5 protein-coding genes are annotated in these 17,595 nt (G+C 62.1%); all 5 read left to right on the top strand.

The window, feature by feature from the left end:
- Nucleotides 1–514 precede the first annotated feature (514 nt).
- The 5 genes from CK226_RS20760 to CK226_RS20740 all read left to right on the top strand — a co-directional run bounded on the left by CK226_RS20760 (nucleotide 515) and on the right by CK226_RS20740 (nucleotide 17,585).
- The gene (locus tag CK226_RS20760) at nucleotides 515–9,274 is read left to right on the top strand and encodes a hypothetical protein (RefSeq protein ID WP_142887640.1); all 8,760 of its coding nucleotides are present in this window, start codon (nucleotides 515–517) and stop codon (nucleotides 9,272–9,274) included.
- Complete coding sequence (locus CK226_RS34970; protein ID WP_095792910.1) at nucleotides 9,271–14,820, top strand: hypothetical protein; 5,550 nt, start codon at nucleotides 9,271–9,273, stop codon at nucleotides 14,818–14,820. Before CK226_RS20760 ends, CK226_RS34970 begins: the two co-directional genes overlap by 4 nt.
- A gap of 52 nt (nucleotides 14,821–14,872) precedes the next feature.
- Nucleotides 14,873–15,502 (top strand): M35 family metallo-endopeptidase, encoded by a 630-nt coding sequence (locus CK226_RS20750; RefSeq protein ID WP_179301096.1) that lies wholly within the window; start codon nucleotides 14,873–14,875, stop codon nucleotides 15,500–15,502.
- A gap of 89 nt (nucleotides 15,503–15,591) precedes the next feature.
- Nucleotides 15,592–15,825 carry a twin-arginine translocase TatA/TatE family subunit gene (locus CK226_RS20745; RefSeq protein WP_027161935.1) on the top strand — a complete coding sequence of 78 codons (234 nt, stop codon included), beginning with the start codon at nucleotides 15,592–15,594 and terminating at the stop codon, nucleotides 15,823–15,825.
- Between the two features lie 110 nt (nucleotides 15,826–15,935).
- Nucleotides 15,936–17,585, top strand: coding sequence for a DUF4403 family protein (locus tag CK226_RS20740; protein WP_095792908.1), 1,650 nt, complete (start codon nucleotides 15,936–15,938; stop codon nucleotides 17,583–17,585).
- Nucleotides 17,586–17,595 lie beyond the last annotated feature (10 nt).

Below are 17,595 nucleotides of genomic sequence, written 5' to 3'. Positions count from 1 at the left end.
TGAAATGATCGACGTGCTGACGGAACCACGATGCCGCCGGTCAGGAAGGGTGCTAATCCGTAACATCAAATACAATCTACCGCGCGGGGGCGCGCATCGCAGAGTTGAGCCGGCTTCGAATCTTTCGGCGTGAAGTTCAAGAGTACACACTCGCGCGCACAATCCGAGACCTACGCTTTTGCCCCCACGACCATGTAACGGCGGTGTAACGCCTGTGGCGAGATGACTCTGGGGTCAGGCGGCGAGTTGAACACGCAGCCGTTCAAGAACCCAGTCCCGTGAGGCCAAGCTCTGCTTGGGTGAAAAGATGTGGAAACATCTCTATCTGCCGTCGTCTGCTGTTCCGGTTGGCGGGCTCCAGCGGCCGCTGCCTCTGAACAGACGCCATTTTCTTGGCCTTCTTGCCACGGCACCGGCTATTCCGAGTCTGTCAGCCGCCTTTGCCGCAGATCGAGCCGACGATTCGAACCTCGATCTCGCATTTGATCTTTCGGCCGACGGGAGCAACCTGCGCGTGCTTCGCGTCGATCACGAAACCCGGGAACCCGCGCCCGGGCTGAAAACGCTCGACATGTCAGTCGACATGTTCGGTGAAAAAAGCTGGTTCGACATTGCGCGACCCGGGCCGGACGCGAAGAAACGCACACTCTACATCAGGAACATCAGCTATGGCGATCTCGTTGACAGGAAGATCGAACTGTTTTTCGAGAATGTTGCCGGCTGGAAGCTTAGAATCCTCACCGACGTCTGGCTGGACAGCGACGGCAAGTCGCTCGAATACGAGACGGAACATCCCGTATGTCTCGACGATTTCATCAACGAAAAGGCCGAGGCCACCGAAACCCTATGGGCGTCGCGCGTCAACAAGACATTCCTGCGCATGTTCGCTGGCCGGATCGATGCAGGCAACGGCAAGGACGACGTCGCGATCGGACTGACCGGCAAGTTCCAGTGGCACGTGAGTACGATAGGCAAGCCGCTTGGTGCCTTTGCGGGCCAGATCGCCGTTACCGACTTCTCGCTGGGCTGGCATGAGAAGGCCGCAGACGGCACAACGGCCGGGCCTCATTTTGGCGGGATCGGTGCCATTGTGTCGGTCGCGAACCTGCGTGCGGGCAACAGCGCCGGACTCAATTTCCGTCTCATCCGTCCCGATCCGCCTGCCGGCGGGAAATGGCAATTCGAAATCCGCCGCGGCCCCTCGGCCTTGCTGCCAGGCGCCTTCCAGACTGTATCCCGGATCGTCGTCGGCACCACGACGGCAGAATTCGTCGAAAAGGGCGCGCAGGTCGCCGGCCCGCTTGAACTCCAGCAACTGGTCGCGACAGAAACCAGCATCGTCTTCCCCGGCAAGGATGAGATTGTCCGCACCGTTATCTCTGCCGCCGGCGCGGTCGATATGGAGAAAGTCGATGCCGACGGGGAGTCGGTTGCCGTTCCGAGGAAGACGGAGATCACCACGGCAATCGGCCGAATTCGAGCAACCGGCGCATACAAGGATCATGAAGAGGGGGTGGCCAAGGCCGATGATGTCCCGGCCGGCGGCTCAGCCTCGGCCTCAGATGCGGTTACGACGACCGGGGACGATTTCGGCAAGGTGATACTCGCCGCCAGCGGCGACCGCGCTGGCGCACCGGGCCAGACGGTATGGATCGTCGCGGATCGCGGCGCCAAAGCTGGCGATCAGCAGCGTCTGCGCCGGGCTGCCGTCGACCTTCATTTGCTCGAGGCCGACACGGCTTTGCCGGATGTCAGCCACAGCAGGCTGCGCTTCGAGCGGGCCGAATTGCGCCTGTCGTTTGCAGACGGACTGCCGCTCGCCGGGCCGATCGCTGAATCGCCCACCGCCGGCTCATCCAGTTTCATCTGGCTTGGAACGCTGACGGCCGGCGCGCGCCAGGCCACGCTCGACCTATCGCGCGCATCGCTGATGGCGGCGCGCGATTACGACCAGATGCGGCTCCGGTTCCGCTTCTCGGACATGATCCTGGCCTTCACGCCGCAGCCGATCATCCTCCCGGCGCGTGAGGACTGCGGGGTGGTTGTCGCGCCGCGCCAAGAGCGTGCCGACATGTCCGAAGAGGAGCGGGGGGCGCTTCCAGGACCGGTGCGCGTCGACACGCGCCCGGTCCTGGTTGTCGAGTTCGACCCCCAGCATGTCATGGAGGAAGCGATCTTCCGGCCCGAACTCCCGCCCCTGCCGGATTTCGGTCTCGACAAGGACCAGCAGGCTGCCGCAGCTCAACTGAAACCTGAGCTGGTGCAAAGGAAATTCATCCAGGACGAAAAGAAGAAGAACGAACAAGCGGCTGGCTCGGATCTCGGCAATCCTTTCGCAAACTTCTGCGGCAAGTTCGCGACCGCCACCGAGACCGCAGAACTCTCCGAAGAGCAGCGTGTCTATATCGGCCCCGACGGCCTGCAGCCGGATGCATTCGAAGCCGCTCGGAAACTGCAGATGCAGTCGATCGACGGCACAATCAGAGCGGCGATCGACCAGCTGATAGACGTCCAGGCAGCGGCGCAGATCACCGCCATTCAGGCGGCAGAATCCGGCCCCGACAATCAACCCAAACCGCTTCCGACCGACTACGACCTGCGGCTCGAACTCGAGCGCAAGCTGGAATCGAGCCTGCCGCTCTACTCGCTGTTCCGCGGCTTCTATCGCGATCTCTTCACCGGCAATTCCAAGATGAAGCCGGCTGATCCAGCGACCGATAGCGCCATGGAGGCAGAATATTTCCACCCGATCAATCTGGCCGGGCTTTCGACCGAACAGCTGACGATGGCGGGCAGGCGCGACAAGGACGCGCGATCGAAATTCACAACGTTCGCGTCGGGCCGCGACGGCATTCCAGACATCGTCGAGGCGCGGCTTTCTGGACCGACACGGCTGGCCTTCAGGGTCAATTGCCGACCGGGACTCGGCGATGGCCATGACGCCAACGGGATGCCCGCATTCCCGCCCGCGTCGGCGACCAAGCCAGGCGCCGCAGGCATCGCGTTCGGCGCAATCCCCTTCACCTTCGCCTCGCTCACCGACTGGTCACATCACGAGCCGGCGGTCACGCGGCGCGCTGAAAAACTGTTTCGCGAAGCGCCTTCGGGCATGATGCCGCCGCTCGGCGAACAGGCGGCCGACCTGGATGATCACCGCATGCTCGGCCATCAGGGCTTGAGCGCCGGCGAGGACGTAACCGGTGCCCAGCGCATGAGCGAGATCCGGGCCTCGCTGGCGCAGAATCCGACCACGCTCGAGACCGCGATCGAGATCCCGTCGCGGCTCGTGCTGTCGACGGCACAGGACGCGGTCTGGCAGGCCACCAGGCGCTTTCCCATTCCGCACGGCAACCCTGAATTCGCCAGTCCGCCGGCGGTGCTGGAGTATGGCGAGACGCCGACGCAACTCAAGGCAAGGGCCTTATCGCACAGCAGCGATCTTTGGACCGCCCGCCTGCTGGTCGACGACATATTGCCCAGTCTGCGTGTGGTCGGCACGCCGGACTTCCGGCCAATGGCCCTGCAGCCCTCGCCTGGCGACGGCGAGTCGCCGCTGCCGGGTCATTTCGCTCCGCCGCGCGGCGCCTACGCACCGTGGTTCCTCGGCGCGGAGCAGTCGAACTCCGGCGTGAACTCGCCGCTCGCCACGCATGTTGCTGCATTTCCCGAGGACCAGGGCAAGTGGGGCGATCACGATGACCAGGCGTTCTGCAAGGAGGAGAAGAGTTTTCCCGCACCGAGGAAGTTGCGGCTGGTCGACTGGCTATGCCGCCGATTGGGCATCCGCAGCGAGACGGAAGCCGACATCAAGTTCTTCCGCACCTCGCTCGACGCCTACGACCGCCACGAATTGCTGCTGCTTGGCTCGGCCTACGGGCTGCCTGTCACCGGCAAACGCAAAGCGATCGGCGAGAATGTCGAGGAAGGCGGCGCCCTGATCGACGGCTCCGGGCAATTCGAGCCGGGGAAAGAATTCGCGCTGCTCGACGGCCGCAACGACGAGGCGATCTATCGGCCGGTACCGCTGAATGCAACCGAACTGACGCTGTCGACGCTCGGCGGGTCCTTTACGCACGACACGCACTTCAATCCGCCGGCGACAGCGCTCGACACCAATGGCCGCCCGTTCTTCACCGGCATGTCGATCGAACGCTGGCAGCATCAGATCGTGCTTGGCCGCGATATCCGCGCCGAGGTCGTCTACAAGGGCTATCTGTTCCCGCTCGGTCATCGCGCTTCACTGGTGAAGCTCACCGAACGTATCTTCCTGCTGACGGAGAAGCAGGGCTACAAGGCGTTGCTGCGCCAGCATATGTTCTTGAGGATCGGCAAGCCCGACAAGAAATATCCCGCGGTCGGGCAGCCGAATGCCGGGCGCCAGTGGTGCGCCAGTGACGTGCTGATGCTTACCCGGCGCACGCCGGACATCGTCGACCCGACGACGCCGGTGAGCGCCACCGGTCAATTGGCAGAAGAGCCGAATGGCAAGCTGAACCTGGGTGACGCCCCTGGGCTCGCTTTCTGGCCGAAAATCGACCTCACGGATCAAGGCAGGATCGCGTTCCAGTTTGCGCTCGACGGCAAGCCGACCTCGATGCCGCTGCTCTTCCTGGACAATGTTGCCGCGACCACACCGGCGAGCGTCAAGAAGGTCGCCGACTACTACAATACCTTGACGTCGGACCTCCGCTCCATGCCGCTCCGGGGGCAAAAGCTGCGTTTTGCCGAAGAGATGGAAAGCGGCGACACGACCTTCGCAACCGATAGCGTGTTGGTTCAGGCGCAGGGACGGCGCAGCCCTGGCGGTGCGCAATGGGGCGGCGACAATTCGTTGTATGCGACGACTGGCGTCCTCGAAGGAGCCGAGCAGCCTCCGTTCTATCCGATGGTCGAAAAGGCCTTCATTCATATCGAGCAGGTGGAGCGATTCACCGGTTCCGGCGCCAACCCAACCGTAGTCCGCTATGACGGACATTTCCTTGAGGAGGGCTTCCAGGGGGAGAAGAAGGCCTCGGACGGTGCCGGCCAAGTAGCAGACAACGGCAATCCGCTTGAAGTGTTTCTGGATCTCGTCACGCCGGTACCGCTGAACATGGGCGGCAGTGGCGACCGCTCGGGCGGCATCGCACGACCGAATTCGATGATCTACGCACTGTCGCGAAGCAAGGGTCCGCTCGGCGCTGACAAGCCCGCGTATGCAGCCAAGCCAGACCCTTTGAAAACCATCGAGACCGAAATCGTCTCGCTGGCGGAGTATTTCCGCAAGGCCAAGCCGCCCACCGCTGCCCCGCCTACCGGCGCAATGGCGGTTGCGAACAGCGACAACGAAGCCAACGACGCCGAGCAGCTCAAGGTCTTCGAGAGCTTCTTCTCGTCGGACGCCAAGCTGCTTGGCATCATCAAGCTCAGAGATTTGATGAAATGGTTCAACCTTTCAGGCGCGAACCTGCCGCTGCTCAAGGAGACGATGGAGTTCGGCTCGGCGCTGCAGGACGCCGCGGCTGATGCACTCTCGCTGGTGCGCATCAATGTGCTGTTGCCGCTGAAGGCCGTCGTCAAGACGATCGCAGAGCAGTGGAATGCTCTCGACGAACGTCTGGCCAAGGAGCAAGCGAAGGTTGCTGAGGGCGCCGAAAAGCAAGAGAAGATCTCGATCAAGAGGTATTTCCCGGAGATCGATGAAGGGCTGACCGGCCTCTCACAGATGCTCGATGCGGCGCTCGCCGAGAATGATCTCCTCAAGCTGCCGAAGAAGCTGTCGGCGATCTACGAAGCAGGCAAGCGGTTCGCGCGCCTGCTGGCGACGCTCGCCGCCAATGCTCCAGAACGCCTGCAGGAGGCGGTCCGCGACCAACTGCTCAACGGTATTTCGAACATTCTCGGCGCCAAGGCGGCGCTCGAGACAACGCTTGACAAGCTTGAAGCGATTGGAAAAGGCGACGCCAAGGCAGCCATTGCCGACGTCGTCGCACAGATGATCGGCACTATCGAGTACCTCGACGACTTCATTCCGCTGCCCGTGCCCGTGCCCGATCTCGTCGCCGCTGTCCGCGTGGCCGGCGGCACGGCCTCCGAGGTGGCGGCGGCCGAAGGCCAGGCGCGCGAGGCCGCCACACTGCTTCGCGCGGCCGTCGCGACTGCCAAGCAGGAACTTAACGATGCGGTGAAGCAGACAACCATCGAACTCTGCACCGGCGTCATCACGCTCGAAATGGCGGTGGCGAAGCTCGCCAAGACGTTGATCGGTGCGGCCAAGGGCGCCATCGAGGACGCGCTCGACTACATCGAGCAGAACACAGACGCGCCTTACAAGTCGAGGCTGCTTGGCGCGGTCCAGGCCTATCGGACGCGCCTGGAGGAGGTCGAAAAGCGGATAGACGCCAGGCCGTCACAGTTGCCTCCTGCCGTTTCGCAACTCCTTGCCGAGCTGCGCCGCCTGCAGACCGGCGCTCTAGCGGTCGAGAGTCTCGTGAACGCTGTCCATGCAAAGAACATGGACGCGGCGCTGGCTGCCTCGGCAACGGTCTCTCGTCAGCTGTTTGGCGCCGAACTCGATCTGACCGCTGTACTCCAAACGCCAGCCACCGAGGCAGCGGGCGCGCTCGACGGGCTCGCCAAACTCCTGGGCTTCGCAGTGGTCGGCACGCCCCAGTGGCCGACGGACGATGAAGCCGACACCGCAGATATGCCTGACCTTCCGGATGTGCTGCCCGCGGAGGGCACAATCCTGAAAAGAATTGCCGACGCATGGACGTCTGTCGGCGAGATCGACACGCAGCTCGCCAAGGCGCAGAGCGAATTTGACGACCACAAGAGCGATTTACCGCTGAACCTGCAAGAGGCCGCTCAAGGTGTTTTGAAGGATACCACAACCCTCGACAGCATCATCAAGACCCAGATCGGTTCGATCTATCGGCATACCGTTCACCTCGGCCGCGGACTTCAGGCGGTTCAGCGGTCATTGGACGACATCAAAGCTCAATCCATCGGCGACGGCACAGGCGACACTCTCAATCCGGCAAAACTGCTGCAGCGGCTTGAGGCAGCTCGCGCAGTTGTCGAGGTTGCGCTGGACGGCCTCGAGGCGGCGCTCAAGGAGATCGCCGCGGCATTCTCCAACTATCTCAGTAAACCCAACAACCAAGCTGCGCTGGCTGGCGGGTTCGCGGCAACGTTGATTGCTTCAACCGACATCGCCGACGCGGTGAAGAAACTGGAGGCAGCTCTTCAGTCCGCCCAATCAAAAGTCGCCGATTGCCTAACGGTTGTGGTCAGCCTCTCCCTCAAGCTTCTGTCCAAGGGCAGTCTCCTTGCCACCGCCGGGATTTCGGAGGTGAGCAAGATTGTGGCCGCATTGCCCGAGATTCTCAATCCCGAGCGCAATAGCGTCGTGGCAGCCCTCACCAAGCTGACGAGCACTCTACCAGTGAACCTTCGCGAGGACTTCGACGCTGGCGGAAGTCCAGAAACCATTGAAAAGCTTCTCGTTTTGCCGGTGAAGACCGGTGAGGGAACCAGTGTCCAACAGTTCTTCATGGGTGGAGGCGCCAGCACCGAATTCGACACCATCCGCGACGGTCTGCGAAATGCCGAAATCACTGCTGTGAACGCATACCGCAGCTTGCTCGACCGCGCGTCGGCGCTACCGGCGGCGCTTCGCGACAAAGCGTTCAACCTCATCAAGCCCGCTCTCGAGCCTCTCGCCACGGGTTACGCCGCCATTCTCGAGGCCCGCAACAAGGTGCTGAAAGACCCGTCGCTGGCGGAAGGTTTGGCAACCGGGCTTGTCGTCCAGGCCCTGACTGTGCCCAAGCTCGAGGGTTTCGCCTGCGATGGAGAAGGCTGCGACCGGCTTCAGCAGGAAGCGGACTGGATCAGCGATGCGGCCAACGCCACCGATTTCGGGCAGACGGAGGTTCGCAAGCAGCTCGGCGCCTTTCTCGACGGTTGGCTGGGCGGCCAGGCTGCGCCACTTCTAATCATCAGGAATCTGAAGGATCTCGTCGTCAAGGCGACCAGTGGCGACATATTGAGCATGATCGATGTCGCGGCGCTGCGTGACGAGATCGAAGACACGCTCGCCAATCTCGTGCCGCTGCGCACAACGCTCGCCTACGATCTCAACCTGGCGACCGGCAGCTACGGCGCCGGCCAGAGCCAAGGCAAGATCTTCAGCCTTATGAATGGCAGCCGCTTCGATGTCGCCGTCAGGGTCAATATCGATCTGCTTGGCAAGGACCCGGTCAAGTTCCGTGCCGATGGCAAGCTTGGTGCGTTCGAGGTCAACCTGCTCGGGGGCATCTTCGAAGCCGTCGCGCTGAAATTCCACGGCGCGTCGTTCCTCATCGAAGACGGCGGCAAGCCATCCTTCGACGTCAACTACAATACGTTCGAGATCGGCAAGGAACTCGAATTCGCCCAGCAGTTGCAGTCATTTCTCAGCCCAAGCGGCAGCGGCTTCTATCTGCAGCCACTGGACGGCCTACCGGGCATCGAAGCAGGCTACGGCATCAACCTGGGGACCATCCAGCTTGGCGGCATCTCGTTCTCCAACGTCTCGCTGAATGTCGCGGCGCTGCTGCCGTTTACCGACAGCGAAGCCCTGTTCCGCGCTTCGCTGGCGCGCCGGCTTGCGCCCTTCACCATCAGCGTACCGCCGTTTGGCGGCGCCGGTTATTTCGCCATTACCGCCAGTGCCAAGAAGATCGTGGGCTTCGAGGCGTCGTTCGAATTCGGCGGCAGCGCCGACTTCTCGTTCGGCCCGTTGGTTGCCTACGGGCGCATCATGAGCGGCTTCTATATCCGCACGCAGGAGCTCGCCAGCGGCCATCGCGTCACCGAACTCTCGGGCACGTTCTTTGCCGGTGGCGCCGCCAGCATCTGGATCTTCAATTTCTACGCGTCCCTCTATGTCAAGCTTGGCATGGCCGAGGGCGGCGCCATGGAAGGTGAAGCGATCTTCAGCTTCGCCTTCTCAATGGGCATCGTCGACTACGACTACAGCGTGCGCGCTGCCAGCAGCCAACCTGCGATGGGCAGTGGCGGCGGCGGTGGTTCAAGCCAGTCCGGCGCGCTGGAGAGCCCGACGCGATTTGCCGGCATCTCGGCCGATGGCATCGACCGCTCGATCATCACCGGCGCCACCGGCGCGACCATCACGCCGGACGAATACGGCTTCGTCACGGGCGTCAAGGTCACCACGGTGTGCCAGGGCAAAGACACGTCGAAATACTTCGACTACTTCGACATCGCACTTCTGGAGCAAGCATCATGAGCGAACCAGTTCGCCCTTTCATGCGGGTTGTCGCCAACGGATATACCAAGAGCGGAGCCCGACAGCTGACCTTGATCGTCACGCCGGAACCAGCAACTGCCGGCGCGCCAGGCAGTTTTGAGTTGTCGGAATGGCCGAAGAAAATGGCCATGCTGATCGCCGGCGGGATCGGCTTGCCCGGCAGCTCCAAGACTGCGGCAAAGTTCGCGGTCGAGATCGCGGTCGCTCCGAGGGCCGCACAAAGCTTCGACGGCGAATGTTGGACGGCGGCCGAACCCGACATTGCACAGTCTTCGACGTTGATGGCAATCGCGGCGATCAAGACGCTCGGCGATCCCAAAACCTCCAAGGCGTGGGACGAGATCAACGCGGTTTGGAGGGAGGCCTTCGAAACGGCCGGAGGCGCCGACCCATGGACGGATCTGAGGAAACTCATCAGCCATTCGCTTGAGGGCGCAAGCTTCAACGCCGCCCTGACGGACGAGGCCGACCCCGCCGAGTTGCAGCCGGGCGGGCGCGGTCAGATGCGCGCTTCCGCCGTCAAGCCTGGCGAAACGGTAACGATCAAGACCATCATTCCGGCACGCCAGAGCGACCTGGCATTTCAACTCGAGATTGACCGGGCCAAGCGCGTCGCGGACCGCATCCGCGAGCCGCTGCCGGATCTGGACGACCTGCCGATTGAAGGCATAGCGGCGGCTCCGGCAACCGACCTCAAGGAACTGAGCAAGGAGCAAGCCCTGGCCGAGCTGCGTGAAAAAAAGAAGCTGGAATTGGACAGCGTCGTCAAAGCAACCAACGACGACCGCAAGCAAGCAAAGCAGACCTTCGACAAGACGACCCACAAGCTTTTGAGCCGGCTTTGCAAACCTGTTTCTCCGGCGGAGCTTCCTGTTCAGAATCCCGGCCAGCCGGAATCTGACAGCCCTGGGACGGCCGCGAAGACGCAGCTCTACGGAAGCTGGGCTCAGGCCCCCCAGACGCCGCTGGAAGAGCAGAAGCGCCTCGAGCGCATTGCGCAAACCTTCTATGCCCTGCAGGGCGACGCCGGTTTCGCGCGCCTGTTCTGTCTGGCGATCGACTTGGAACTCGAGCCGATGGAGATGGACCCGTATATGTTCCTCGCCGCCGAAGCGGACGAGGCAGGCCGCTCGACGCCGCGCGTCTGGACCACCGCAAAGGTGGCCGACGATCATTTCTGGCCTGCGCCGAAGGACGAGATCGATGTTCCGGGGATGATCCAGGGCGAAAAGGGCTGGGAGGCCCGGATCATGGATCTGATAACCAACCTCGACCAGTTCGACGGCGTATCGTTGACCGGCTCCGGCGCCGCCAAAGGTAACCCCCGCTACGGCCTCGTGTCGCTCGACATGCGCCGAGCCGTCGAACCGACCGGCAAGGACGACGTCATCAACAAGGCGGAGGCGATTGCCAACGCCTTCCAGACAGCGGGTTTCGTCGTCATGGATCGGTTGCGCGCCGACGAAGCAATCCGCACCGCTGCCCGCACGGCTGCGCAGAAGAGCACAAAACCGGAAGAAGGCGAGCAGCGTGCGCGGGCCCTGCTCTTTGCCGAAGATCTGACCATCGGCCGCCGGCTCGACGTCGCGGTCCGAATGAACAAGGTGGATCGCTGGCGCAGCCTGATGAGCCGTACAGTAAGTTATGACTTCCGCGTGAAGCGTGAGCCCAAGCCGGCTGTCAAGGCCGCGCTCGACAGATTGATCGGAGCACCCGGCTCCGCTGAGCGCCGCGAGATCGACGCCGCCAGCATGGTCTTCGCCTCGCGGCTGGTTCCGCGCGGCAGCGGCGGCGCGGACACCGACGCGGTTGTCGAGGAGGCTGTTGCGCAATGGGACGGCACGCCGATGGCAGTACTTTGCGCGCCCGAGCGTCCGGTGCCCGACGATGCTGCCGGGAAAGCCGCGCTTCCCTTCCGCCGAACGCTCGGTCTTCCCGATGCCAAGAACGAGCCGGCATCACGGCCACCGCCGCTTCGCTATGGCGTTGGCTACCGTTTCGCCATGCGCTCGACCTTCCTCGGCGGCCGCGCCATCCCGTTGCGTGAGGATGGCGCGCATTTGAAGCGGCAATACGTGGCGAACACCCCGCAAGACCTGGAGAGCCTGCTCGCCTTTCCCGCAAAACTGACTGAAGAGCCGACGCCGGCATCACTGCGGCGTTTCCTGCGCCAGGAAGCGATCGGCCGCCCGGACGTGCTGCTGCCGAACCACATTGCACTGCGCAGCAACGCGCCGATGGGCTTCGAGCAGGCCGATCGTGCGGCGCTTCGCCTCAACAATTCCGAGCCGGCAGATGGCGGCGAGTTCATGGCTGGGGCGCCCTACGTGCCGGCGAGCAGGCGGGCTAACCCATCGTCCACCATGCGCATCATCGTGCCGCCGATCATCTCGCAGGACGAGGCGACGCGTCACGGCGTGTTCGATACGAGCGACTTTCGCGAGCGCCTCAAGGGCGGACTGCGCGACGTACGTCGCGATCGCCAGGCGCCGAACATGAACGACAAGAATGCTTCCCGCGCCCGCCGGCCGGCCGGCTTTCCGATCGCCGTCACCCGCAAGCCATATGGCTTCGGCATGATTCCGGCTGAACAGTTCCGCGAAATCGTCTACGACGCGCCCGACGAACAGGGCGAGACCGTGTTCATCGCGGGCCATGATGTCGGCGAGCGGCAAGCGTTTCTGCCGGACCCCGCCGCCGAGTATTATGTGCTGCGTCTCAAACACCGCACCACCGGGGCGTATCTCGATGGCTCTCTGACAATCCCCGTCTACGATGGCGGGCTCAGCAAGTGGCCGAATGCCCGGCCGCTGGCCATCGTGATGTCGTCGGTGAACCGCCGGCCAAGGCCCAAGGCAGCGAGCGAGGTGCTGGCATTCGCCAAATCTCCCGATCAGCAGTTGTCGCCATCGGGCGAGTTCGGCAAGACCGGCGCTCGTGTGAAGGTGGTCGAGATGAAACTCGCCCCTTCGGAAGACTATGACCTGGTGGCCTTCTGTCTGCCGAGCCCGGAGCACCTGGCGAAATGGTTTTCGCTGACAGAGGTGCTCGGAGCGCTCGTCAATCCGATGGGGTCTCCGGCAGCGCCGGCAAAGCTCGCCGCGATGTTCGGCGATCAGGCTGCCGAAACGCTGCAAAAATGCCTCGCCGCACAGGTTGGAGACGCAGCCGATTGTCACTGCTCCATCGGCGGCCACAGCGGCGCGAGCGACGATCTGCTGCTGGATATCGCGAAGCTTCTGTTGCAACACGCGACGTGCGTGCGGCCGATCGACGAGCTCTCGGCCGTGGCGCCGGTGCGTGTCGCCTGTGCGGCGAGCCGCCCGGCATCGGCGCCGCGATGGGCCGTATCGCCACTGCCCGGCGGGTTCGACCAGGCAATCGCCGCGGTGCAGTGGATTGGCGAAGGTGCTTCGGACAAGTATCTGGCGAGGAACCTGTTCGGTGCAGCCGACGCCGTTCGGCCGGCGGCCATTGCCGCGCAGACGACTGAAGGGGCCAAGCGGCATATCGAGGCGCTGGCGCTGGCGCGAGATGTGTTCCGGCCGGCAACAGCAGTCGGTTCAAAGGACTACCTGCTGACGGGCGCGATCTCCATCGACCTTACGGACGCCGACGGGTTCGAAATCGTCGCGGAAACGGTGGCGCCGCGCAGCTCCGTCATGGATGACATCAGCCGGCGGCGCAGCCTCAAGGCACGCCGCGCGGGCCGTTGGCCGAGCCTGCTCGACGAGGCGGGCAAACGCCGCTTTTCTTCGGTGCTCGACGTCTACGGCTTCGCGGATATCGACGACCGAAACCGTGTCTCCCTGCAGAGGTCTGAGGTCACCCTGCTGCGTTGTGAAGCATTGCCGGCTGAGGGGGCGACGCCATTGTGGCCGCAATGGGAGGGGAACTCGACCATCAGCCTGGCCATGGTGCACGAAGCCGCGCGGCGCGGCCTGGTCGTCCTGAACAAGGAAGAGGCAACACCCCGCAAGCCAGCGGGCAGCGGACAGGTGCGGCGTCTAATGTTCAAGTCCGACCAGGTGCACACCTTCCCGGACGCGAAGGCACGTCGCCTCGTCGTCAAGGCGGTGGCGTTCTCGCGTTTCGCGGCCGATTGGGAAACCGTCGACCGCTGGCGCGGCCCGAAGGAACCTACACAGCAGGAACTGGGGCGGAGGCAGCCGCTCAACCGTAAGCAGCAGATCAGGGAAAGTTTGCCGCACGAAATCTGGCTTCCTGCCAGCGAGCGCCCTGCGAAGTGTGTCGTCCGTTCGCCCATGCCGGTGTTCCGGACCGAGCGGTTGACGGTCGACAAACAGGGGCTGGTCGTCCACACGCTCAAGCGCAGTGCGGTGACCCGCATCTATCTGTCGCGCGGCTGGTTTTCATCTGGCGAAGGCGAACGGCTGGGCGTCGTGGCTTGGCCACCAAACCATTTCGACGAGCTGGAGGCATCGCTGTCGCGCAAACTCGGCGATTACTACAAGCGCAGCGTTGCGCTGGATGAGCTGTCCGACGAATTTGTCGGACCCGGCGGCGCCTTCATCACGCGCTGGGGCGGCGATCCGATCCGCTGGGACAGCGCTCCCAGCACCGAGCCGCTGATCGGCCCGTACAATTTCGCCGATGTCGCCCATCTCATTCACAGGCCGCAGGATCCCCCTATTCCCCCGGATATACTGCAGCGTCTGAACAACTCTCCGCACGACCCGCGCATTGTCCGTAACGTGAAGATGCCAATCGCCAGGGCGGACGACGAAGACAGCACGACGGCCGCCGACCAGGACAGCACCAAGCTCAAGCTCGACATGATGGACGTCAGTCTCATCACCTACGAGCCGTGCTTCGACGCAGACCGGGAGGAATGGTTCGTCGACATCGAGATCACGCCCTCGAGATCGACCGACCCGTTCGTTCGGTTCGGCCTGGTTCGCTACCAAGAGCATACCGAACCGGATCTCCAGGTCTCGGAGCCGGTGGTCGCATGGAGCCAGATCCTGCCCGGTCGCACCGCCGAGGTTACGCCGATCCGCGGAGAGAAGGGCGGTCTCATGGTGTTCGCCAGCGTTTTCGGTCAGGCGTCCGAAAGGGTCAAGCACCACAAGCGCTACGAGAAAGCAGGGCACCCGATCTACGACGCACTCGACAAGCCTCAGATGCGAATGAGCGTGGTCCATGAAGGTAAGGACAACGGAAATCGGTGGAGGCGCACGCCGGTCAACGCAGCGGAGTTCCATGCGTTCGACAACAACCCGCACATCGCAGACGGCGTAGGCCGCTGGAATTTGCAGTGTTCGATCGACGCCGAGCGGCTGGCGCAATTAGGCCCAGGCCGGTTCTATGCCTACCTTGAGGAAATCGAGCAGCGGATGCCGGCGACTTACCCGGCCGAGCCGATATCTCCCGAAACGATGTTCGAGCCAAATACCCTGGTCGATTCCGGTCCACGCTTCTCGGCACGCATAGCTTTCGACCTCCCGATGGAAAGCGCGAGCGCGCCGCCAAAAATGCAGCCCGAAGATGCGACCTCAAAGTAGCAAGTATCGAAATTGCCCGAAGCGAAACGCGCACGACAGCGGAGGAAATCACATGAGGAATTCACTGAGACTGGCCGGCGTCGCAGGATTGCTGTGCATGGCGGCAACAACCGCCCGCTCCGACGCATTTGACGCGTACCGCGTTGCATGTGATGCGGGACAAAATGCCATTGCATCGGCCGCGGTAGTGGAAGCGCGCTCGATGCTGTCGGACACCATCAACAGTCTGCCGACCACCAATTCCGCTAGTGGCGCGAAGTTCAAGCGCTGGTTCGGGGGGAATGAAGGCGACGACGATCCCGTACTCAAGCAAGTCTCCGAAGAGGTCCTCGGCTTTATGGTGTTCCAGAGCTATTGGTGTCCGAACAAGACAATGCCAGACGACGACCCGGGTACCTTGGCCTTTGTTCCCAAGGGGGGCTTCTCCGAGATTTTCCTGGAGTCAGGTTTCTTCGACCTATCGGACAAGGGCGCCGATTCCCGAGGCGGGACCATCGTCCACGAGGCGTCTCATCAAGCCACCAGCGCCACAATCGTCGATACCGACGTCACGGGCGACGGCAAGCCTGACTATACCATCGCCGACGCCGAGCAATTGGCAAGAACGGAGCCCCAAAAAGCAAGGCGCACAGCCAACAACCTCGAATATTTCGCCGAGGACATCGTTGCCGGCATCCCATAGCCGCCGGGCGGTCGATCCGGTCGGCGGTACATCGTCAACCTAACCATTCGACCGATCCGGTCTCGATCGGACAAAGGAAGGATAAGAAAATGGGTGCGCTAAGCATATGGCACTGGTTGCTCGTCATCGTCGTCGTGATGATTTTCTTCGGGCGCGGGCGAATCTCCGCCCTCATGGGAGATGTGGGAAAAGGCATCAGGAACCTTCGGCAAGAATTGACGGCAACGGATGATGCCGTGCCTTTGGCACGCGAGCCGGAGGCTCGTGGTCTCGCGCGGGGCAATTCCTCCACGAAAACTTCCCAAAGGTTGCCGGGGCAATGAATAGTATTGTTACGAGTAACGATACCAGCGCGATCAGTAACTTATGCGGAACGCGCTGCACCCTCTTCTCACAGTAATTCGTGAATAGAATTAAGACATGGGGAAACATTATGACGATCGCGAAAACTCGTCTCCTATTGCTGGCGCCATCGGTTTGTATCTCGCTGGCAGCCTGTAACGGCGATCAACTCTTCCAAGCGCCGCCTCATGGTGGCGAGGCCGTTCCTCCTCCCACTATCTCAGATAGCGTCATCACGCTGGTGGCGTCGATTCCTTACAGTGCACTCGTTCAGGCCGGGGAAGCGAAAGTCCCAAACTCGGTCCCGCTGAACGGGGATGGCCACGTTGCGTGCATGAACATACCGTTCGTTAATCCAGGCCACGTGGGATCGCACCAGGAGTGTTTTGACAAGCCATACCTGGACTTTCGAGGCGCTGGAATTGAGAGGGTGTGCATAAACGTGCCAGACATCGTTGGTCCTAGTATCGGCACAAGGAATCAATGTGCCGATTATCACTGGGACGCGAGCGTGAACAAGGATGGGTCTCTTCGGATCGCAAAATCCGGCGCCGATATCCAAGTAGGCCAGAGTGTCCACATAACGGGCAAGGCCGGTCTTGGCGGCGACCTCGCAAGAGTGCTCTCTCTATCTGGGAAGAGCTTCGACGCTCGGGTTTCGCCGCAGATCAATATGAATGTCGGTCTAGACAGTGGATGGTGTCCGATCGTCAAGGCTGCCCCCGTCGGAAAATGGGTAGATAGTGCATCCGTCGAACTCGTCGGGAGGAATTGCGTTGGGATTGATCTCGGTGCTCTCGGTCACCCTGAAGTGTGCGCCGGTCCGGTAAATCTTGGGCTTGCGGATGTTCTGAACGGCGAGTTCGACAAGCACCGCGACGACATACAGAACGCGGCTCAGAGCCTTCTTCCCTGTGACGCTGTCCGGTCAGGCGTTTCGAAGCAGTGGCACCCGTTCTCGATCAAGATCGACCGACTCAAGCAGACTCCCCTCTTTCTAAATATCGAGCCCAAGACAGCGGGCTTTTCTGGGCTCATAGCAGAGGACGACGCGATAAGAATGGTCGTTCGCGTCGGCGCGACGACAGTCCTTTCGCCATCTGAGATCGCGACGACCGGCACAGCCATTCCTCCTTTGAATTCCGCGTCTGCCGATCATGGCGGGCTCGATGTGAACCTTCAGGCAATCGCTCCATACGACTTTCTCAAAGCCGAATTGGCGGCTGCCCTGAAAGGGAAAACCTTCAAGCAGAACATCGCGTCCAACACGATCGAGATCCGGATTGACGACGTGGACCTCTATCCCAGCAATGGATCACTCGCTGTTGGGCTGAAGATCGATGCCAAGTTGCCAGGCCAGTGGTTCGACACAACTGGCTGGGTCTATCTGTCTGGTAAGCCGACGCTGGTTCAGGGCGGCAAAGCCATCACAGTGGAAGGCATTCACTTTGCGACTGTCATCGACAACAAGTTCTGGATGATCGTCCAAAGTCTTTTCGAAACGGAGATTCTTTCGGCGCTCAAAGAAGGCTCTAAATTCGATCTCACCAAGCCGATCGACGAGGCTGCATCGCAAATCACAACCGGCATCGCGAAGGCCAATGTGCCCGGCCTGAAAATCACCGCTGGAACTCCCACGATCCAGCTGACAGGTGTCCATATTGCTCCCGACAATCTCGTCGTCACGACGAAGCTCGCCTTGACCTTCGACACCGAGATCACGTCTGCTCTTCTTAAGTGAACTTCGACAA

The organism is Mesorhizobium sp. WSM4311 (genome assembly GCF_002295115.1).
In the GTDB taxonomy this organism is placed as follows: Bacteria; Pseudomonadota; Alphaproteobacteria; order Rhizobiales; family Rhizobiaceae; genus Mesorhizobium.
The sequence above is the reverse complement of the archived record's forward strand: the minus strand, read 5'-3'. Positions and strand labels throughout refer to the sequence as shown.

Excerpts from the sequence above, each read along its gene's own strand:
- CK226_RS34970 (WP_095792910.1), top strand. The coding sequence starts at position 9,271 with ATGAGCGAACCAGTTCGCCCTTTCATGCGGGTTGTCGCCAACGGATAT.
- CK226_RS20750 (WP_179301096.1), top strand. The coding sequence starts at position 14,873 with ATGAGGAATTCACTGAGACTGGCCGGCGTCGCAGGATTGCTGTGCATG.
- CK226_RS20745 (WP_027161935.1), top strand. The coding sequence starts at position 15,592 with ATGGGTGCGCTAAGCATATGGCACTGGTTGCTCGTCATCGTCGTCGTG.
- CK226_RS20740 (WP_095792908.1), top strand. The coding sequence starts at position 15,936 with ATGACGATCGCGAAAACTCGTCTCCTATTGCTGGCGCCATCGGTTTGT.